The organism is Ruegeria sp. BI12 (assembly GCF_056537985.1).
On record NZ_JBQFSL010000002.1, the window covers coordinates 20,344 to 35,790 of the forward strand.

The following is a 15,447-nucleotide window of genomic DNA, read 5'->3' on the forward strand; positions in this document are numbered from 1 at the left end:
GAAACAACAGAATGATCGTAAGCAGCAAGAGTGTAGCCCCGCCGGGTGCAAAGCCAGCTCAACCCCAATTCGATGTTGCCGTCAGACCGGATGATCGGTTCAAAAACCTGCTGGGTGTCGCAGGTTGGACTCGCTTGCCCAAAGCAATCCAGCGCCGATTTAGCAAGCGTCTGCTGGGTGATGCCAGTCTTGCCTATCAGGGCCGCGTGACCCGGATGCGGATGAACCCTGTTGGGCGCGCACTTGCCTTTGCCTTACGTGTTATCGGGGCGCCGCTGCCATTTGATCGTACCTCTGTCGGGCGATCCGCCGTGGTTACCGTCACTGAAGATGCGGCAACGGGCGGGCAATTCTGGATCCGGCAATACGGCCGGGCCGCCGGGTTTCCTCAGATGGTTGGCAGTTCCAAACGATTTGCCGGCCCCACCGGATTGGAAGAATACATCGGCTTCGGGATCGGTATCTCGCTGAGGCTGAAGAGTACAACGAACGGTCTCTACTTCCTCAGTGACCGGTATTTTCTGAAACTGGGGCAAAAACGACTACCTCTGCCGCGATGGGCGGGCCCTGGGGCGCTTGTGGTTGGACACGAAGAGCTTGGGGGTGGGCAGTTCCGGTTCACCCTGGAACTGGCGCATCCATTATTTGGTGAACTGATCCGGCAGGATGCAACTTTCCACGATGCCGAGATCATCGGAGGCGTTCGGTCATGAAGATCGTGATCATCGGAGGGTACGGTGTTTTCGGATCATTGACGGCCCGATTGCTGGCACGTGACGGGCACCAGCTTTGGCTGGCCGGACGACGCCCTGAACAGGGCCGCGCTCTGGCTCAAGACCTCGGGGCGCAGACGCTGAAGCTGGACATCGACAAAGCACCAGAGGCTGTCTTTAAGGTCGCACCAGACGTTGTCATCGACGCTGCAGGGCCTTTCCAAAACTATGGCGACGATCCTTACAGTGTCCCCAAGCTCTGCATCGCCCATGGCTGCCACTATCTTGACCTGTCAGACAGCGCGAGTTTCACGAAAGGTATCGCCGCCTTGAACAACAAAGCAAAGACCGCAGGTGTTTTCGTACTTTCTGGCGCATCCAGCGTGCCCGGCCTGTCTTCATGCGTCGTCGAAGACTTGATCCGCCCTCTGGATGAGATCCATCATATCGACATCGCAATCCTGCCGGGCAATCGGGCACCGCGAGGCATGTCCGTAATAAAGAGTATTACCAGCGGGGTCGGGCGGCCATATCAGGTGTGGCGTGACGGCGTCTGGCAAACAATGACCGGATGGACCGATCGCAGGATGTATGAGCTGGAGCCTGGTATGCAGCGTGCAGGATATAGCGTCGAAGTGCCTGACATCGCGCTGCTTCCGGAAAAGACGGGCGCAAAAAGTGTAATGTTTCGGGCAGGCCTGGAGCTTCCGTTGATGAATTGGGCCTTAAGCCTGCTGGCCAAAATAAGGCAGCATCGGCATTTTGAATTGCCCGACATTGTGTACTCTGCGCTCTATATCTTCTCAAAGGCGCTTTACCCCTTCGGGAGTGACCGAGGTGGTATGCAGGTGACAGTTTCGGGAAAGCGCGGCGGGCGTAATCTGACCCGACGATGGAGGCTGATCGCGGAAAAAGGGCATGGTCCATTTGTGCCCGGGATCATGTGTCGCGCGATCTTACGAGAGCACGAAACCATAAATGCAGGTGCGCGACCTTGCCTGGCAGAGCTAACAAGACCCAAGGTCGAAAGCGCAATGACCGATCTGGAAGTCCACACCGACATCGTCGACCTGTTTGATCAGCGCAACCCTGATCCAAATGGCGAAATGCGAAGGGGTAAGTAGTCGGGAAATTCGGGCGGGCAGAGCTTAAAACCAGCATCCTATTGAAAGCGCCGAAACTGGAAATGTTAACTGTGCCGCGTACCGGTCTTGCTTATCTTTTTTACGGTTACAAACACGGCTGTATCATAATCCACATTTGCGGGCATTGGCTGTGTGTGCGCAGTAAGCTATTCGATGCGCCTTCGCTAAGTGCTTAAAATGACCATTTCGCTAAGCGTTAGAGAAGCCAGTTTTTTGGTGTTCTTATAACCAATGGGGCGATGCGACGCTTCGTGTTTCAGCTGTGATATCAGTTGCAGCGAGGATCTCGGTTAAGGATCTCTCATCAAATTCTGCACATCTTGGGCAGAGGAAATGCGCATCCGCCAGTCACATATGGCGGCATGAAACATTTGACCGCAGATACCCTGACATGGTGCGCTTTTGCGATTGCCTCAGTTATTCTGGCAGCGCAGCCCGTGCAATGGCTGGTTCAAAGCTGGCTTAGCCCGGCCTATGGGTCCTACGGGTATATCTATGTCCTGCTGATTTTAGGTATGGCCGGGATGAGCTTGCTGAGCGGGCGCCCGAAGGAAGCAGCCTCTCAGGCCCCAGCGATTGCCTTATTGCTACTGGCGGCTTTGATCCGGTTTCTGGGTCAGATTTTGGCGATCAATATCCTCAGCGCCTTTGCGCTTGCTCTGGATGTTTTTGCGCTGGTTGGGTTGCTACAACTGAACCGCCGCCCTTTTTCGCTGTCGCCGTTTTGGGTGGCGGCGCTGTTCCTGTTTTCCCTGCCAACCGAAATGGTCCTGCAGCGGACACTTGGATTTCCGCTGCAGATGGTTTCAGCGGAAGTGTCCTGTACAATGCTGGGCGCTGTTTTCTCGAATGTGATCTGCGACGGAGTGCGGATTACGTTGGATCAGAAGGACATTCTGGTCGACCTGCCCTGTTCCGGCGCATCGGGTCTGTTGTTGTCGCTGGCCTTCGTGGTCACGCAAAACGCGGTAATGCGCCCGCGTTGGCCTATCGGTGGCCTCAGCCTATTGGCCGTAATTGGATGCGCCACCTTGGGCAATAGCCTGCGCATTTCGCTGCTGGCGATTGGACTTGCCAACGATCTGGATGTGATGGCCGAACCCTGGCACAGCCTGATCGGTATCGTGACGCTTGGCCTGACCGTTGCGCCCTTTGCACTGTTCTACAGACCCCGCAGCAGAAACGCGCGCAAAGGCCGCCCACAGCGCAATCCGTTCATTCTGCCCAATCCCATCAAAGCGCTGGCGGGGGTTGCATGCTTGATCGGCAGCCTTGCCATCGTGTCCCTCAAGGCCAACCCGCTGGATGTTTCCGGTCGTGTGCAAACGCCCAACTTGCCCACGCAAATTCAAGGTTTTCTGGGACAAAAAATGCCCCTGACAGCGATGGAGGCTCGCTATTTTGAAGCGTACGGCGGTCAGGCGCAAAAGGCTCAGTTTGGTCCGCTGGGCTTGAACGTTGTCAGCACGCGCGCACCGCTGCGACATCTGCATGCCCCCGAAGTCTGCCTGCGGGGCCTTGGCTACAGGGTTCGGTTTCTGGGTACCCGTTATGACGGCGTTCCCAGCGCCTATTACCAGGCCTCTGGCCCGGATGGGGACAAATGGCTGGTCGCTGTCAGCTATGTCTCGCAGGGCGGGCAAGTCACACCCAGCGTCGGTGAAGCGATTTGGCGCTGGCTCAACGGATCAGGCGGCACCTGGAGCAGCGTGCAGAGGATCACCCCATGGACCCTGGACACCGCGCTGCGTGCCCAACTGGACGCTGCTGCGATTGCAGCGCTCGACATTCACACCACCGAAGGAACGGACATATGATACGGCATTTTACTTTTGTTTTCCTGCTGCTGCCCGGGGCAGTGATTGCCCAGCCCGACGACCGGATCGCAGGCCGTTTGATCGGTAGCGGAACAGCCGGACATCTGGACCTGCCACTGTTAAAATCGGATCTTTCGGTTGATATTCAGGGCGACATGGCAACCGTTCAGGTGCGACAGGTGTTCGTTAATCCCTCGAGTGATCCGATGTCCGCGGAATACCTGTTCCCGCTAAACCAAAAGGCAGCTGTCTACGCGATGCAGATGCAGGTGGGCGACGAAGTCGTAGACGCGCAGATTCAACAAAAGCAGGAGGCTGAGCAAACTTTTGAGACGGCAAAGCAAGAGGGCAAAGCCGCCGCCCTTTTAACCCAGCATCGTCCAAACATGTTCACCCAGAACGTCGCCAATCTGATGCCGGGGCAACCGATCACGGTGACGCTCAGCTATGTGCAGGCCGTTCCAAAGATGGACGGCGGGTATGAACTGGTGCTGCCACTGATCGTTGGACCACGCTATCAGGGGGCAGTCAGCTTTGATCCGACATCAGGGGACGTTGTGTTGGCTGAATTCAACGAAGAGGAGGCGTCCCCTTCCACCGTCACCGAGGCTGATGGCTGGGCGGTTTCCGAACTGCCGGCCTACCCGCCGGTTCCGCGTCTTTCGAACCCCGATACAATTGACTCCGCTCGGGTCTCGTTGGATCTGAACCTGCGCAGCGCCGTTCCTGTTTCCAATCTGACAAGCGCGACGCATGATTTGCAAATCCAGCAGACAGAGGAGGTAGTCAGCGCAACTTTTCAGGATGGGCGGGTGATCGACAATCGCGATCTGGTTCTGCGCTATGAACTCGGCGACGATCAAACCTCAGCCGGAGTGCTGGCCCATCATGATGACCGCGGCGGCTTCGTCTCGTTGCTGGTCGAACCGCCAAAAATCCCGCAATCGGATCAGATCACTGCGCGGGAACTGGTCTTTGTTCTGGATACCTCTGGATCAATGGGCGGTGCCCCCCTGGATGCCAGCAAACGGTTTATGGAAGCCGCGTTGAAAGGACTGCGCCCCGAGGATTACTTTCGGGTGATCCGTTTTTCCTCGGGTTCGTCTGAGTTCGCATCCCAAGCCGTTTCCGCCACTCGCAGCAACATCCGGTCCGGTTTGCGCTATGTGGGCGGTCTTCGTGCCGGGGGTGGAACCGAAGTCGACAATGCAATCCGTCATGCCTTTGCGACGCGGCAACCCGCGAATACGCTGCGCATCGTCGTGTTCCTGAGTGATGGTTATATCGGGCAGGAAGCCCGTGTTCTGCAAACGATCCGGCAGCAGATCGGCGATGCGCGCATCTATGCCTTCGGTGTGGGCACTGCGGTGAACCGTTACCTTCTGGATGCGATGGCCGAAGAAGGCCGCGGTTATGCCCGCTATGTTGATCCGACCCAGCGCGCCTCGGATGTCGCCGACACACTGGCCCGGGATCTGAAATCGCCGGTTCTGACGGATATATCCATTGATTGGGGAGATTTGAACGTCACCAATGTGGTGCCGCAACACATCCCCGACTTGTTCGACGGAGGCTCGGTCCGGGTTCTGGCCCGATACGAAGGTGGCGGGCCAACTGACATCACAATCAACGGGCTGGTTCAGGGTAGAAAAGCGCAGATGCCGCTTTCACCGACCTTACCCTCGCCCCGCGTATCCGAAGACGATACGCAACAGGGTAATGCGATCCCCCTGACCTGGGCCCGCACAAAAATTGCCGATCTTGGCCGCGCAATGGCGGTGCAGACCGGTGATCCACAAAAGCTTGAGGCGCAGATCACCAATCTTGGTCTGGAATTCAACCTACAGACGCAGTTCACCTCATTTGTTGCTGTCTCAAGACAGATCGTAAACGACAGTGACACGCCGGCAGCTAACAAGCCGGTCCCCTTGCCACAGGTGGCGGGTGTAGGCCCCGCAGCCTATCCAAAAACCGCGTTCAGCGGGTCTTCCACACCCGAGCCTCAAACCATCTTTGGGTTGATATTGTTAATGGCGCTCGGCGCATTGCGCCTGAGCAGAGGCCGGAGGGTTTGGGCATGAGAGGCATACCTTACAAACTGCGGACAGATGCCTGGTGGCTGGGGGACGATTTCACCCGGCGCAGCCCACAGGTGAACGCTCCACTTGACCCGGCCAATGGCGGTATGATCTTTGATCGTGACTTCGGTGAAACTTCGATGGCGGACGCACACAGTGAACAACATCCTGATCGTAGATGATGACGCACGTATTCGCGATGTCGTACGTTTTGCACTGGAAGACTCCGGCTTTCGAACGACCGAGGCATCCACAGGTCAGGACGCACTGGAACTTTTGGGCACGACCCCGGCTGACCTCGTCGTCTTAGATATCGGAATGCCCGAAATGGATGGGTTGGAGGCCTGCAGGGAACTGCGAAAAACCTCGACCGTACCAATCTTGTTTCTGACGGCTCGGGACGATGAGATCGACCGCATTCTGGGGTTTCAGCTTGGTGGCGACGACTATGTCACCAAACCCTTCAGCCCGCGTGAGCTGGTACTGCGGATCAAGGCTATCCTTGCCCGCGCGGCAGACCCGAAATCGCGGAACGACGTGACGGTTTTCGAGGACCTGCAACTGGATCATGGTGCGCATCGCTGTACCCTTGGCAAAGCCGAGGTTCAGCTGACCAGGATCGAATTCGCGGTCCTGTCGATCCTCGCCAAAGCGCCAAGCAGGGTCTATTCACGCGCGCAATTGATCGAGCTTGTCTATGGTCACAACACCTATCTGTCCGGCCGAACGGTCGACAGTCACATCCGCAACATTCGCCAAAAGGCGCGCGCTTTGGGCTATCCAGACCTGATCCAGACGGTACATGGGGTTGGGGTAAAACTGGGTGTTTGCCAGTGCTGACCATCAAGCGAAAATGGCGGCCGCCGCTTGCGCTGGTGATTGCGCTGGTCTGCGTCGCCCTGGTCACGCTTCCGATCATTGGTGTTCTTGGTGCCCGCCTGTCCAGCAACCAATTCGCGCGTGAAACCGAACGCAGTCTGCTGTCTCAGGCCGTTATCTTTGCCGAGGTGTATGCCGATGCTTTTTCCCGGCTTCAGCCCTCACCTGATGTCGGCCACAGCTTGTCTGCCGAGCAGGCGGAACGCCTTTCGCAGGACTTTCACCCCATCCCGGCCAGTTTGGACCTGTTTCGCGGTCAGGTCTCGCCGCCGCGCCCCAACGCGGTTTCCAGTGATGAACCGCTGAACACGCCATATATGGAGATCTCGCAAACGCTGTCACAGCTGGCGCGTTCCGCAAAGAAGACAACTCTGTCGGGGTATGTTTTCGTGGACCACGCCGGGCGGGTCATTGCTAGCAGCGGATCAGTCAGCGGGTCTTTTCTGCATGTGCCGGAAGTGACGCAGGCCCTGCAGGGCGAAACCGTTTCACTGCTGCGGTATCGAGATGATTTGTCCAAGCAGCACCTGCTGAACTCGATCAGCCGAGACACCTCATACCGCGTGTTTGTTGCCCACCCGGTGGTGTTGAATGAAAGGGTCATCGGCGCGGTTTACCTGTCGCGCACTCCCATGGACCTTCGGAAGTTCCTGTTTCAGGAACGGTTCACGCTTGGCTCTGTCGTGGTATTCATGCTGGCGTCTGCGGCCATGGTCGGTTGGATGATGTGGCGACTGATTTCAAAACCAATTCGCGATCTCAGCAGTCAAAGCCGGGATGTCGCAAGCGGATTGAAACCGACACCCGATCCCGTGCGGCACTATGGGGTGCAGGAACTGGCAGATTTGGGCAATAATGTTGTTTCGATGGCGGCAACCTTGTCAGAACGGTCCACTGCGATCGAGACCTATACGAGCCACGTCACACATGAGTTGAAATCGCCCGTCACCGCAATATTGGGTGCCGCCGAGTTGTTGTCCGACGGACCGTCTGCCGTGTCCGGGGATCGCAATCAGAAGTTGGTTCGCAACATTCAAGAAGAAGGCCTGCGCATGAACGCTCTGCTGGTTCGGCTTCGCGAACTGGCACGGGCCAGCATTCAATCCGACCCGACCCCAACGTCACTTGCAGAAATTGTTCAAGCTGCCTCAGCCGAGTTTCCGAACCAGGAAATTGTGCTGCACGCGCCGTCCGACACGCAACTGCCTTTGTCCAAGGACCAGGGGCTTATCGTTCTGCATCACCTTTTGCAAAACGCGTTTCAGCACGAGGCAACGCGTGTCGACATAACCTTTGAGGCAACTTCGAACAGCTTGATTGTTGCCGACAACGGCACTGGAATTTCCCCGCGAAACAACGTTCGTGTCACAGACCCATTCTTCACGACCAGACGGGACCAAGGCGGCACCGGGCTGGGCTTATCCATTGTCGCTGCTGTCCTGAAACAAGCCGATACAACCATCGAAGCAATGGCTCCTGAGCGAGGTGCCAGTTTTCGGATCAGGTTCTGACACTTTCTTAGAATTCACCAAATACGGGTAGCTTTATGCCGGTTTCTGATTTCCACACGCAAAGGAAACAAAATCGGGCTGGTTGTCCGAACCGGAGAATTTGCTTCCCCAGATGATGAGGGTCTCAAACGAGCCCATTTGCCCTGATGCGGCACACGGCATAAGTTCTAAGTTCACGCAAACACCGTCGCTCTCATCAGGATGCAGGTGGGGCGTAGCTTCCATCTTCGCGGTGTATTTCGCGCCCGCTTAGCGGCGGATTGAAGACGCAGACAAGCCGTAGATCAGCGTCTGTAGCCCTCACTAAGTGCCGGTCATGTTGATCCAAGGCATAGAGGGTAAATGGTTCAAGGGAATGCCACGTTTCATCTTCAGACGCTCTGATCTGCCCTTTGCCCTCGATGCAGTAACATGCCTCCAAATGATGGGTATATTCCAGCTCCAGCACTGCGCCTTTTTTGATGATCGTATCCGTCAGCGAGAACCCCATACCATCCGACGCGAGCAGCAGTCTTCTGCTGTTCCAACCCGGCCCGGAAACGTCCCGCTCTGTGCCAAGGATATCTTTGAGTTCCGTAACAATCATTTTAACGCCTCTTTGCTATCGTACCGCGCGGTTCATCCCGCCATCGGAAAGGATGCTCTGACCGTTAATGTACCGGGCTCCTTCGCTGGCGAGAAATACGCAGGCTTGCCCGATTTCTTCGAACGTTGCCGGCCGTTGAGCTGGGATTTCCCGACGGGCCTGTTCGGATAGGTTTACGTTTTCGCAGAACCCGGGCAGCAGGTTGTTCATGCGTATATTATGCCGTGCATAGCGATCCCCATAAAGCTTTGAGAAGCTGTGCAGCGCGCCGCGCAGCATGCTCATGGGATAAGGCGCACGCGGCTCGATTGTGTTCATGGACGAAATGTTTACGAAAGCACCCCCGCCCTGTTCGATCAATATGGGCGTGACAATGCGGGCGATCTTGACGACGTTCAGCACGTACATATCCAGACTTTCGTGCCACAACGCGTCGCTGAGTTCCAAAAGCGGCCCGTCAAAGTCGGGATCAAACCCTACCGTCTTGATGGCTTCTGGCACCGTACCACCGTGGCCCATATTGCTGACGATTGCATCAATTCGCCCATATTTGCTCATGGTGTCGTCGATCATCTTTTGGAGATCGTCGACATCTAAAACAGAGCCACGACGACCAATTCCCCCAAGCTCCTCCGCCAGTTCAATAGAGCGGTTTGACGGGGACATTAGCGAAACTTTGTAACCCGCATTTGCCATTTCAATGGCGCAACCCCGGCCAATGCCTTGTCCTGTACCTGTCATCAGCGCGACTTTGGTATCGGGCATGTTATCCCCTTTCTTCCGATGCATAGTATGTGAGAATTTTTGCGTCGATAGCAGTTTACCTTCTTGGAATTAGTTAATCCTATCGAGTTTATTGAACACTGCTGATAGATTTTCTCACATCATGGAGAACCTCAGACACCTTCGCGCACTTCAGGCTTTTGACGAGACCGCTACCCACTCCAGCCTGAGCAGGGCAGCGGATGCTTTGAACGTCACCCACGGCGCGATCAGTCGACAAATCAAGTTGCTGGAACTGCATCTTGGTGTGACGCTCTTTCACCGCCGACCAAATGGCGTTGAACTGACCAAGGCCGGGGAACGCCTGCATCAATCGACTCGCGGGGCATTTTCGACATTGCAGCTGGGCGTGATGGAGGTGAAACGACTTCATCACCGCCAGTCGATTACGGTGTCTTTGTCCACATCGCTTGCGCTCAAATGGTTTGTGCCGTTACTCAGCTCGTTTCAACAAGAACATCCGGGTATCGCATTGTTGCTGGACACGAATGATGCCTTTGCAGATTTCGATGCGTCCGAAGTTGATGTCGCCCTGCGCTTTGGCGAGCCCGGCTGGGACGGACTATATCATGAGCAAATACGGCAAGAGGAACTGGTTGTCGTGGCTGCGCCGTCTCTTGTTGATCAAACCCGGGTGCCAATGCGCGCCGAGGACGTGGCTAGTCTTCCCCTTTTGCACGACGCCTTTAATGTCGGATGGGAAAGTTGGGCCGCGCAAGTTGGTTTGAGCTCTGATCGGATCAATGCGCAGAGCATCAAGTATGTCGACAGTGCCGTTCTATTGGAGGCCGCGATTGACGGGCAAGGCGTGGCATTGGCGAGACATCTTTTGGCAGCCAGGGACTTGGAACTTGGCCGGTTGATCCGTCTGGATGAAACCCGTGTTCCATTGGATCGAGGACTCTACTTTGTTTGTCGTCCGGGTGATCAAGAGCGGGTCACAGTAAGGATTTTCAAGAAATGGCTCATATCGATTTGAATTTTGAACCTAATTCGAATGTCCGCGAGAGCGGTCACTAGTCCATGTATTACAGAAGTCGGCTACTCTCGACAGAAAGACTTCTGTCTTGCCAAAGAAACACGGGCATTTTTTGAAACTAAAAAAGATATTTTCGAAGCTGCGAAGATACGTTTCACCCTCCGTCAACGCAGGCGAATTTCTTCATAAAAGTCTCTTCCGGCGGAACGACCCCGTATTATTAGGCGGCCGAGAACCAATCTCAAATACAGACTGGCCCGACCTCTGCCCCAGGCAGAAATTTGGGTACTTGGAAGGTTGGTCAAAAGCAATTTTCCGTAACCGCCCGCGAGCGATTGCGGGCGCACCCATACAAGCTGTTGGCGCGCTCATTACTTTGCGCGGTATTCACGCAAAATTTTGCTCGATTTGCCCATAAGTTTGCATGTCGCCAGTTTCGGTGTCGGATTACATCCTTCCGAAAGTCTCTTTAAGTTCTGCGACTTGTTCTGCATCCAACATCCGGGTTGGAACACCCCGCAGTGCCACGAGCAACTTGGCTGTTTCTTCCAACTCTTCAGCGGCACAGACCGCTGAGAACAGGTCCTTTCCCGACACGACAGGTCCGTGATTAGCCAATAGAACTGCACTACATTTGCCGCCCAGTTCGCGGATCAAATCACCGGATTTCGGGTCACCAGGCTTGGCGTATGGAACCAGTTTGACCGTGCCGACTCGCATAACCACGTATGGTGTAAGCGGTGGAATACAGTCGTCTGGATTCGTGTCTTCCAAGCAGGACAAAGCAGTGGCCCAGGTCGAATGCAGATGAACCACGGCGCCCGTTTCTGGCCGCGTCTCATAGAAGGCTTGATGCAGGAAAACCTCTTTGGTCGGCTTGTCCCCGGAGACGTGGTTGCCATCCAAATCAATCTTGGCGACGCGATCAGGATCAATATTCCCTAAGGTGGAGTTGGTTGGTGTCATAAGGATGCCGTCATGCAGACGGGCAGAGACATTGCCCGCAGTGCCAACGGAAAAGCCACGCGCAAACAGCGAGGCGCACAGCTCGGACATCTGCTGCCGCAGCGCCATTTCTTCAGAACTCATTTTCCTGCCTCCATCATTCTGAGCGCTTTAGCGAAGAAGTCCGGAGCGCCAAAGTTTCCAGACTTTAGTGCCAGCGCAACGGGCTCAGATTTTCCCACGCTCAGGACAGGCACGCCCGGGTCAATTTCTGGCCCAATTGACATGGCCGGTGACCCCAGTGCCTCAGATACGGCCTGGGCAACAGCTCCCGACGTCTCTCCTCCGGCCACGACAAGGCGCTTATAACCCGTTTGGACAAGTTCCCGTGCTGTATCTGCAAAGAGATTGTCCAGCTTTTCCGCCACGGCTTCTTGGCCGAATTGACCTTGGATCGCGCGAACATCTTCCGGGCTTCCCGATGAATACGCGAGCGGTGCTTGACCCGGATGCGCTTCAAAGAAATCCAGAAGCGATTGCGCGGTCACATCCCCGGACATCACGCCCGGAACATCAATGGCGAAGGTTGGATGGGATTTCGCATGAATCTCAATCTGCCCGCGGGTCGCACCTGAACAAGAACCCGCAAGGATCGCGGCAGGCCCTGCGATACCAGTGAACGCTCTGCCAGCACTTTTGGATGAAGTCTCTCTCAGGAAGTTTCTTGGTAGACCCAGCGCTATACCCGATCCGCCAGTAATGAGCTTGGCATCCTTTAGAGCTTCGCCCCAGGCCAACAAATCTTCATCCGAAATCGCATCGCCAATCACAAATCGTTCGTCGGCGTTCTGCCAAGCAGCAGCAATCCCCTCTGATCCTTGCTTCACGGCGTCAACTGGCACAAATCCAACCGCTTCTTCGGTCTGATGTTGCAACCAGCGCTTGATGTTCGCATCCGTCATCGGAGTAAGAGGGTGATTTTCCATCCCAGACTCGTGCAAAAGCTTACCGAGCACAAATAGATGACCGTGATAGACCGTGCGTCCCGTTGTCGGAAAGGCCGGGCAGAAAACCACCTTTTGCGCGCCCAGTTCGTTGGCCAACGCTTCCGCAACCGGGCCGATATTTCCTTGCCTAGTGGAATCAAAGGTCGAGCAATACTTGAAGATGAACTGGCGGCACCCTTGATCTTTGAGCCATCGCAGGGCTCGCAGGCTGTCCGCAACAGCTTCTTCGACAGGTGCAGTTCGGCTTTTGAGCGAGATCACACCCGCTTCTATCTCCTCGTCGGCTGGGGTTGTTGGAATACCCGGGAACTGAGCAGTTCGTAATCCACCTTCCGGCTGTACGCCCTTCGCCAATGTGTTCGCAATATCGCTCGCACCAGTGAAGTCGTCCGCTATGACGCCGATCCTCATAGTTTGATGTCCCTGGTTGGCCCAGGATCCAGTCTATGGATATGCGGTGCCGCTCCGACGGGAAAAACTTCTCGCACAAGCGGGTCATGGCCGGGCACGATAAGTCGAGGATGCGAGGCTAACTTCTCGAGTGTCTCGAAACCATCCATCATATCCTGCAGGTCGACGACGATGGGAAACGCTTTGCGCGCCATGAAATTCTCGTAATAGTGTGAGGCATCAGAGGCGAGTACCATCCACCCGGCTGCCGTTCTCACGCGAACGCATTGCAACCCGCGCGAATGCCCACCGATGCAGTGCACCGTGATCCCATCTGCAATCTCGGCATCTCCATCGTAGAACACGACCTTCCCTGAATAGAGTCGCTTTACGACCTCGCAGACATGGCCGGCCGTGAAAGGCGCGCGCAGATGGTCGTGGCACATGCAGGGGCCTGTGGCGAAGGCCATTTCCGCTGACTGAATGTGCAACTTCGCGTTAGGGAACATATGCAGCCCCCCTGCGTGGTCATAATGAAGGTGGGTCACGATGACCTCAGTCACCGCTTCTGGCGCAATGCTCAGGGGCCGCAGAGCTTCGCGAGGGTCCATCGCGATGGGACGACCACGGGCAGCGGCCTCGTCGGAGTCGTAGCCAGTATCGACCAGAATGACTTTGTTGCCGCGTTTGAGCACCCAAACGAAATAGTCCATCGCATGGGGAGCGTCGTGATTATCATCGATGATGAAACTATCAGCGCGCGTCCGGGCATTTCGATCCGCGTATTTCACGGCGTGGATTTCCCAATCGTTCATCGGATGACCTCGGAGTATTGGTGAACCACCTTGGTGGCGATCATATCAGCCACTGCCGTATCAAAGGACTGAAAATGCGCGCTTTCTAGGTGGGCAGAGAACGCCGCGCTGTCATCATAAACCTCATAGAGAAAAACTGTCTCGGGTTCGTCGCCGAGACAAACGTCAAACTGATGGCATCCGGGTTCTTCACGCAAAGAAGTTGAAGCGTTTTCGACCATCAGCGGCAAAAAGGTGTCCCGCGTACCGGGCTTGAGAGTGAAAGTGACAGTAACCACAAACATCAGACGGAAAGTCCTTTCAGACGTGAGAAAGCGCGCTTTGCAACAGGCAGTTGGCTTAGGATCAGACCAATGTTGAGCACCAGCAGAATGGCGGCACCAGGTCGTGAAAAGAAGACCGCAAGATCCCCATCCGCCAAGAACAGCGACCGGCGGAAGGTTTCGTCAAACAGGCTGCCCAGAATAACTCCGATAACCAACGGCGCTATTGGGTACATCATCAAGTTCATGAAATAGGCAACGGCGCCTACTCCAAGCATCAGGTAGAGATCATTGATGCCACCACCAACACTGAAAGACCCGATTGTTGTCAGAACCATTACGACTGGCAAGAAGATGGTCTGCGGTATGGCGAGAATCCTGATAAAAACCCGAGCAGTGAACAGCCCCATCAAGAACATTGTTAGGGAGGCCAGCACCAAGATTGCAACCACACGCAGAATAATCTCGGGGTCTATCGTCGGACCTGGGATCACGTTGTTGATCTTGAAAGCCCCCATCAAAGCCGCGGCGGGTGGTGAACCGGGAATACCCAAAACCAAAAGCGGGATCAGCGCGCCCCCAATGCAGGCGTTGTTTGCTGTTTCAGAGCACAGTAGACCTTCCAATGACCCTTTTCCAAACTTATCGCCCTCGGCAGATACAGTCTTACCGACACCGTAGCTGACCCAACCGGCAACATCTTCGCCGACGCCGGGAAGTGCTCCTACCCCAGTTCCAATCACTCCTGACCGGCCAATGGTGGGCAGGTAGCGTCGGATGGAGCGAAGGTTCGGAAGAATGCGGCCTTTCAGGGCCAGAACTTTCCCGGCCTCAACGTGCCTCAAACCATCAATGATTTGGGGGATCGCAAAGGCCCCCATCAAAACTGGCACGACCTGAAACCCGCTCAACAGGTAAGACCAGCCGAAAGTATAGCGCGGTTCAGACAACAGAGGGTCAAGCCCCACCATGGACATCGCAAGCCCGATCAGACCGGCGATCCATCCCTTGATCACCAGGTCTTCGCTCATCAAAGTTCCAGAAAGCAGAATGCCGAACAGGGCCAGCAATGCTTTCTCCGGGCTTGCGATGTTCTTTGAGACCAAAAGCAGCGCCCAGACGAAAATCAAAAGCGTGATGGTTCCGATTACTGTGCCAATGAAACTGGCCGTTGTGGTCAGCCCAAGTGCTTCGCCCCCTCGACCCGCTTTGGCCAGAGGGTAGCCATCCATGGCCGTGGCCGCGCTGGCGGCTGTGCCAGGTATGTTCAGCAGAATAGACGGGTAAGAGCCGCCGTAAATCGCGCCAACATAGGCGCCGAGCAAAGCGATGAGCGAATAGTCGAGCGGGATTTTGTTGCCAAAAAATCCCGTCAGGATCGTCACAGCCAGGGTTGCCGTAAGGCCGGGCAATGCGCCGAACGTGATGCCCAGGAACACGGATGCAATCAAATACAGATAGGTCAGCGGGTCCACTGTGAGACCAACGAACGCCGCCCCAAATCCAGCCAGTTGCGATAAGATAAAGTCCATCCGG

The 15,447-nt window shown here is 55.7% G+C and carries 15 protein-coding genes; 8 read left to right on the forward strand and 7 right to left on the reverse strand.

Going from position 1 to position 15,447, the window contains the following annotated elements; translation table 11 throughout:
* Nucleotides 1-11: 11 nt before the first annotated feature.
* From ACR0AK_RS13360 to ACR0AK_RS13390, 7 genes are all read left to right on the forward strand, one after another.
* A complete protein-coding gene (locus ACR0AK_RS13360) occupies nt 12-713 on the forward strand; it encodes a DUF4166 domain-containing protein (RefSeq protein WP_480793681.1) in 702 nt (233 codons plus the stop codon).
* On the forward strand, nt 710-1,837 hold the full coding sequence (locus ACR0AK_RS13365) for a saccharopine dehydrogenase family protein (RefSeq protein WP_480793682.1): 1,128 nt from the start codon (nt 710-712) through the stop codon (nt 1,835-1,837). The genes ACR0AK_RS13360 and ACR0AK_RS13365 overlap by 4 nt, the downstream gene beginning before the upstream one ends.
* Before the next feature lie 383 nt (nt 1,838-2,220).
* Complete coding sequence (gene xrtT / locus ACR0AK_RS13370) at nt 2,221-3,675, forward strand: exosortase T (RefSeq protein WP_480793683.1); 1,455 nt, start codon at nt 2,221-2,223, stop codon at nt 3,673-3,675.
* Nucleotides 3,672-5,756 carry a VIT and vWA domain-containing protein gene (locus ACR0AK_RS13375; protein WP_480793684.1) on the forward strand — a complete coding sequence of 695 codons (2,085 nt, stop codon included), beginning with the start codon at nt 3,672-3,674 and terminating at the stop codon, nt 5,754-5,756. Before xrtT ends, ACR0AK_RS13375 begins: the two co-directional genes overlap by 4 nt.
* Nucleotides 5,753-5,935, forward strand: a complete 183-nt coding sequence (locus ACR0AK_RS13380) for a hypothetical protein (RefSeq protein ID WP_480793685.1) — start codon at nt 5,753-5,755, stop codon at nt 5,933-5,935. The genes ACR0AK_RS13375 and ACR0AK_RS13380 overlap by 4 nt, the downstream gene beginning before the upstream one ends.
* Nucleotides 5,910-6,593 (forward strand): response regulator transcription factor, encoded by a 684-nt coding sequence (locus ACR0AK_RS13385; protein WP_480793686.1) that lies wholly within the window; start codon nt 5,910-5,912, stop codon nt 6,591-6,593. Before ACR0AK_RS13380 ends, ACR0AK_RS13385 begins: the two co-directional genes overlap by 26 nt.
* Nucleotides 6,587-8,143, forward strand: a complete 1,557-nt coding sequence (locus ACR0AK_RS13390; protein ID WP_170564909.1) for an ATP-binding protein — start codon at nt 6,587-6,589, stop codon at nt 8,141-8,143. Before ACR0AK_RS13385 ends, ACR0AK_RS13390 begins: the two co-directional genes overlap by 7 nt.
* Nucleotides 8,144-8,339: 196 nt before the next feature.
* Here the strand turns inward: ACR0AK_RS13390 and ACR0AK_RS13395 are convergent, their stop codons facing one another.
* Both ACR0AK_RS13395 and ACR0AK_RS13400 read right to left on the reverse strand, forming a co-directional pair.
* A complete protein-coding gene (locus ACR0AK_RS13395) occupies nt 8,340-8,729 on the reverse strand; it encodes an ectoine synthase (protein ID WP_170564912.1) in 390 nt (129 codons plus the stop codon).
* A 15-nt stretch (nt 8,730-8,744) separates the two neighbouring features.
* Nucleotides 8,745-9,494, reverse strand: coding sequence for an SDR family oxidoreductase (locus ACR0AK_RS13400; protein ID WP_170564916.1), 750 nt, complete (start codon nt 9,492-9,494; stop codon nt 8,745-8,747).
* Between the two features lie 121 nt (nt 9,495-9,615).
* Here ACR0AK_RS13400 and ACR0AK_RS13405 point away from each other — a divergent pair, with 121 nt between their 5' ends.
* Nucleotides 9,616-10,491: a LysR substrate-binding domain-containing protein gene (locus tag ACR0AK_RS13405; protein WP_480793687.1), complete on the forward strand. Its 876-nt coding sequence runs from the start codon at nt 9,616-9,618 to the stop codon at nt 10,489-10,491.
* A gap of 447 nt (nt 10,492-10,938) precedes the next feature.
* Here the strand turns inward: ACR0AK_RS13405 and otnC are convergent, their stop codons facing one another.
* The 5 genes from otnC to ACR0AK_RS13430 are packed head-to-tail and all read right to left on the reverse strand — an operon-like array spanning nt 10,939 to nt 15,443.
* Nucleotides 10,939-11,580, reverse strand: a complete 642-nt coding sequence (gene otnC, locus ACR0AK_RS13410) for a 3-oxo-tetronate 4-phosphate decarboxylase (RefSeq protein ID WP_480793688.1) — start codon at nt 11,578-11,580, stop codon at nt 10,939-10,941.
* Nucleotides 11,577-12,854, reverse strand: a complete 1,278-nt coding sequence (gene otnK / locus ACR0AK_RS13415; RefSeq protein ID WP_480793689.1) for a 3-oxo-tetronate kinase — start codon at nt 12,852-12,854, stop codon at nt 11,577-11,579. Before otnK ends, otnC begins: the two co-directional genes overlap by 4 nt.
* Nucleotides 12,851-13,648, reverse strand: coding sequence for an N-acyl homoserine lactonase family protein (locus ACR0AK_RS13420; protein WP_480793690.1), 798 nt, complete (start codon nt 13,646-13,648; stop codon nt 12,851-12,853). The genes otnK and ACR0AK_RS13420 overlap by 4 nt, the downstream gene beginning before the upstream one ends.
* Nucleotides 13,645-13,932 carry a putative quinol monooxygenase gene (locus tag ACR0AK_RS13425; protein ID WP_480793691.1) on the reverse strand — a complete coding sequence of 96 codons (288 nt, stop codon included), beginning with the start codon at nt 13,930-13,932 and terminating at the stop codon, nt 13,645-13,647. Before ACR0AK_RS13425 ends, ACR0AK_RS13420 begins: the two co-directional genes overlap by 4 nt.
* Nucleotides 13,932-15,443 carry a tripartite tricarboxylate transporter permease gene (locus tag ACR0AK_RS13430; protein ID WP_480793692.1) on the reverse strand — a complete coding sequence of 504 codons (1,512 nt, stop codon included), beginning with the start codon at nt 15,441-15,443 and terminating at the stop codon, nt 13,932-13,934. Before ACR0AK_RS13430 ends, ACR0AK_RS13425 begins: the two co-directional genes overlap by 1 nt.
* Nucleotides 15,444-15,447: the final 4 nt, after the last annotated feature.

Coding starts and splice junctions, on each gene's coding strand:
- otnC (WP_480793688.1), bottom strand. CDS start 11,580: ATGAGTTCTGAAGAAATGGCGCTGCGGCAGCAGATGTCCGAGCTGTGC.
- ACR0AK_RS13400 (WP_170564916.1), bottom strand. CDS start 9,494: ATGCCCGATACCAAAGTCGCGCTGATGACAGGTACAGGACAAGGCATT.
- ACR0AK_RS13365 (WP_480793682.1), top strand. CDS start 710: ATGAAGATCGTGATCATCGGAGGGTACGGTGTTTTCGGATCATTGACG.
- ACR0AK_RS13375 (WP_480793684.1), top strand. CDS start 3,672: ATGATACGGCATTTTACTTTTGTTTTCCTGCTGCTGCCCGGGGCAGTG.
- ACR0AK_RS13420 (WP_480793690.1), bottom strand. CDS start 13,648: ATGAACGATTGGGAAATCCACGCCGTGAAATACGCGGATCGAAATGCC.
- ACR0AK_RS13360 (WP_480793681.1), top strand. CDS start 12: ATGATCGTAAGCAGCAAGAGTGTAGCCCCGCCGGGTGCAAAGCCAGCT.
- ACR0AK_RS13380 (WP_480793685.1), top strand. CDS start 5,753: ATGAGAGGCATACCTTACAAACTGCGGACAGATGCCTGGTGGCTGGGG.
- ACR0AK_RS13395 (WP_170564912.1), bottom strand. CDS start 8,729: ATGATTGTTACGGAACTCAAAGATATCCTTGGCACAGAGCGGGACGTT.
- ACR0AK_RS13430 (WP_480793692.1), bottom strand. CDS start 15,443: ATGGACTTTATCTTATCGCAACTGGCTGGATTTGGGGCGGCGTTCGTT.
- otnK (WP_480793689.1), bottom strand. CDS start 12,854: ATGAGGATCGGCGTCATAGCGGACGACTTCACTGGTGCGAGCGATATT.
- ACR0AK_RS13405 (WP_480793687.1), top strand. CDS start 9,616: ATGGAGAACCTCAGACACCTTCGCGCACTTCAGGCTTTTGACGAGACC.
- ACR0AK_RS13425 (WP_480793691.1), bottom strand. CDS start 13,932: ATGTTTGTGGTTACTGTCACTTTCACTCTCAAGCCCGGTACGCGGGAC.
- xrtT (WP_480793683.1), top strand. CDS start 2,221: ATGAAACATTTGACCGCAGATACCCTGACATGGTGCGCTTTTGCGATT.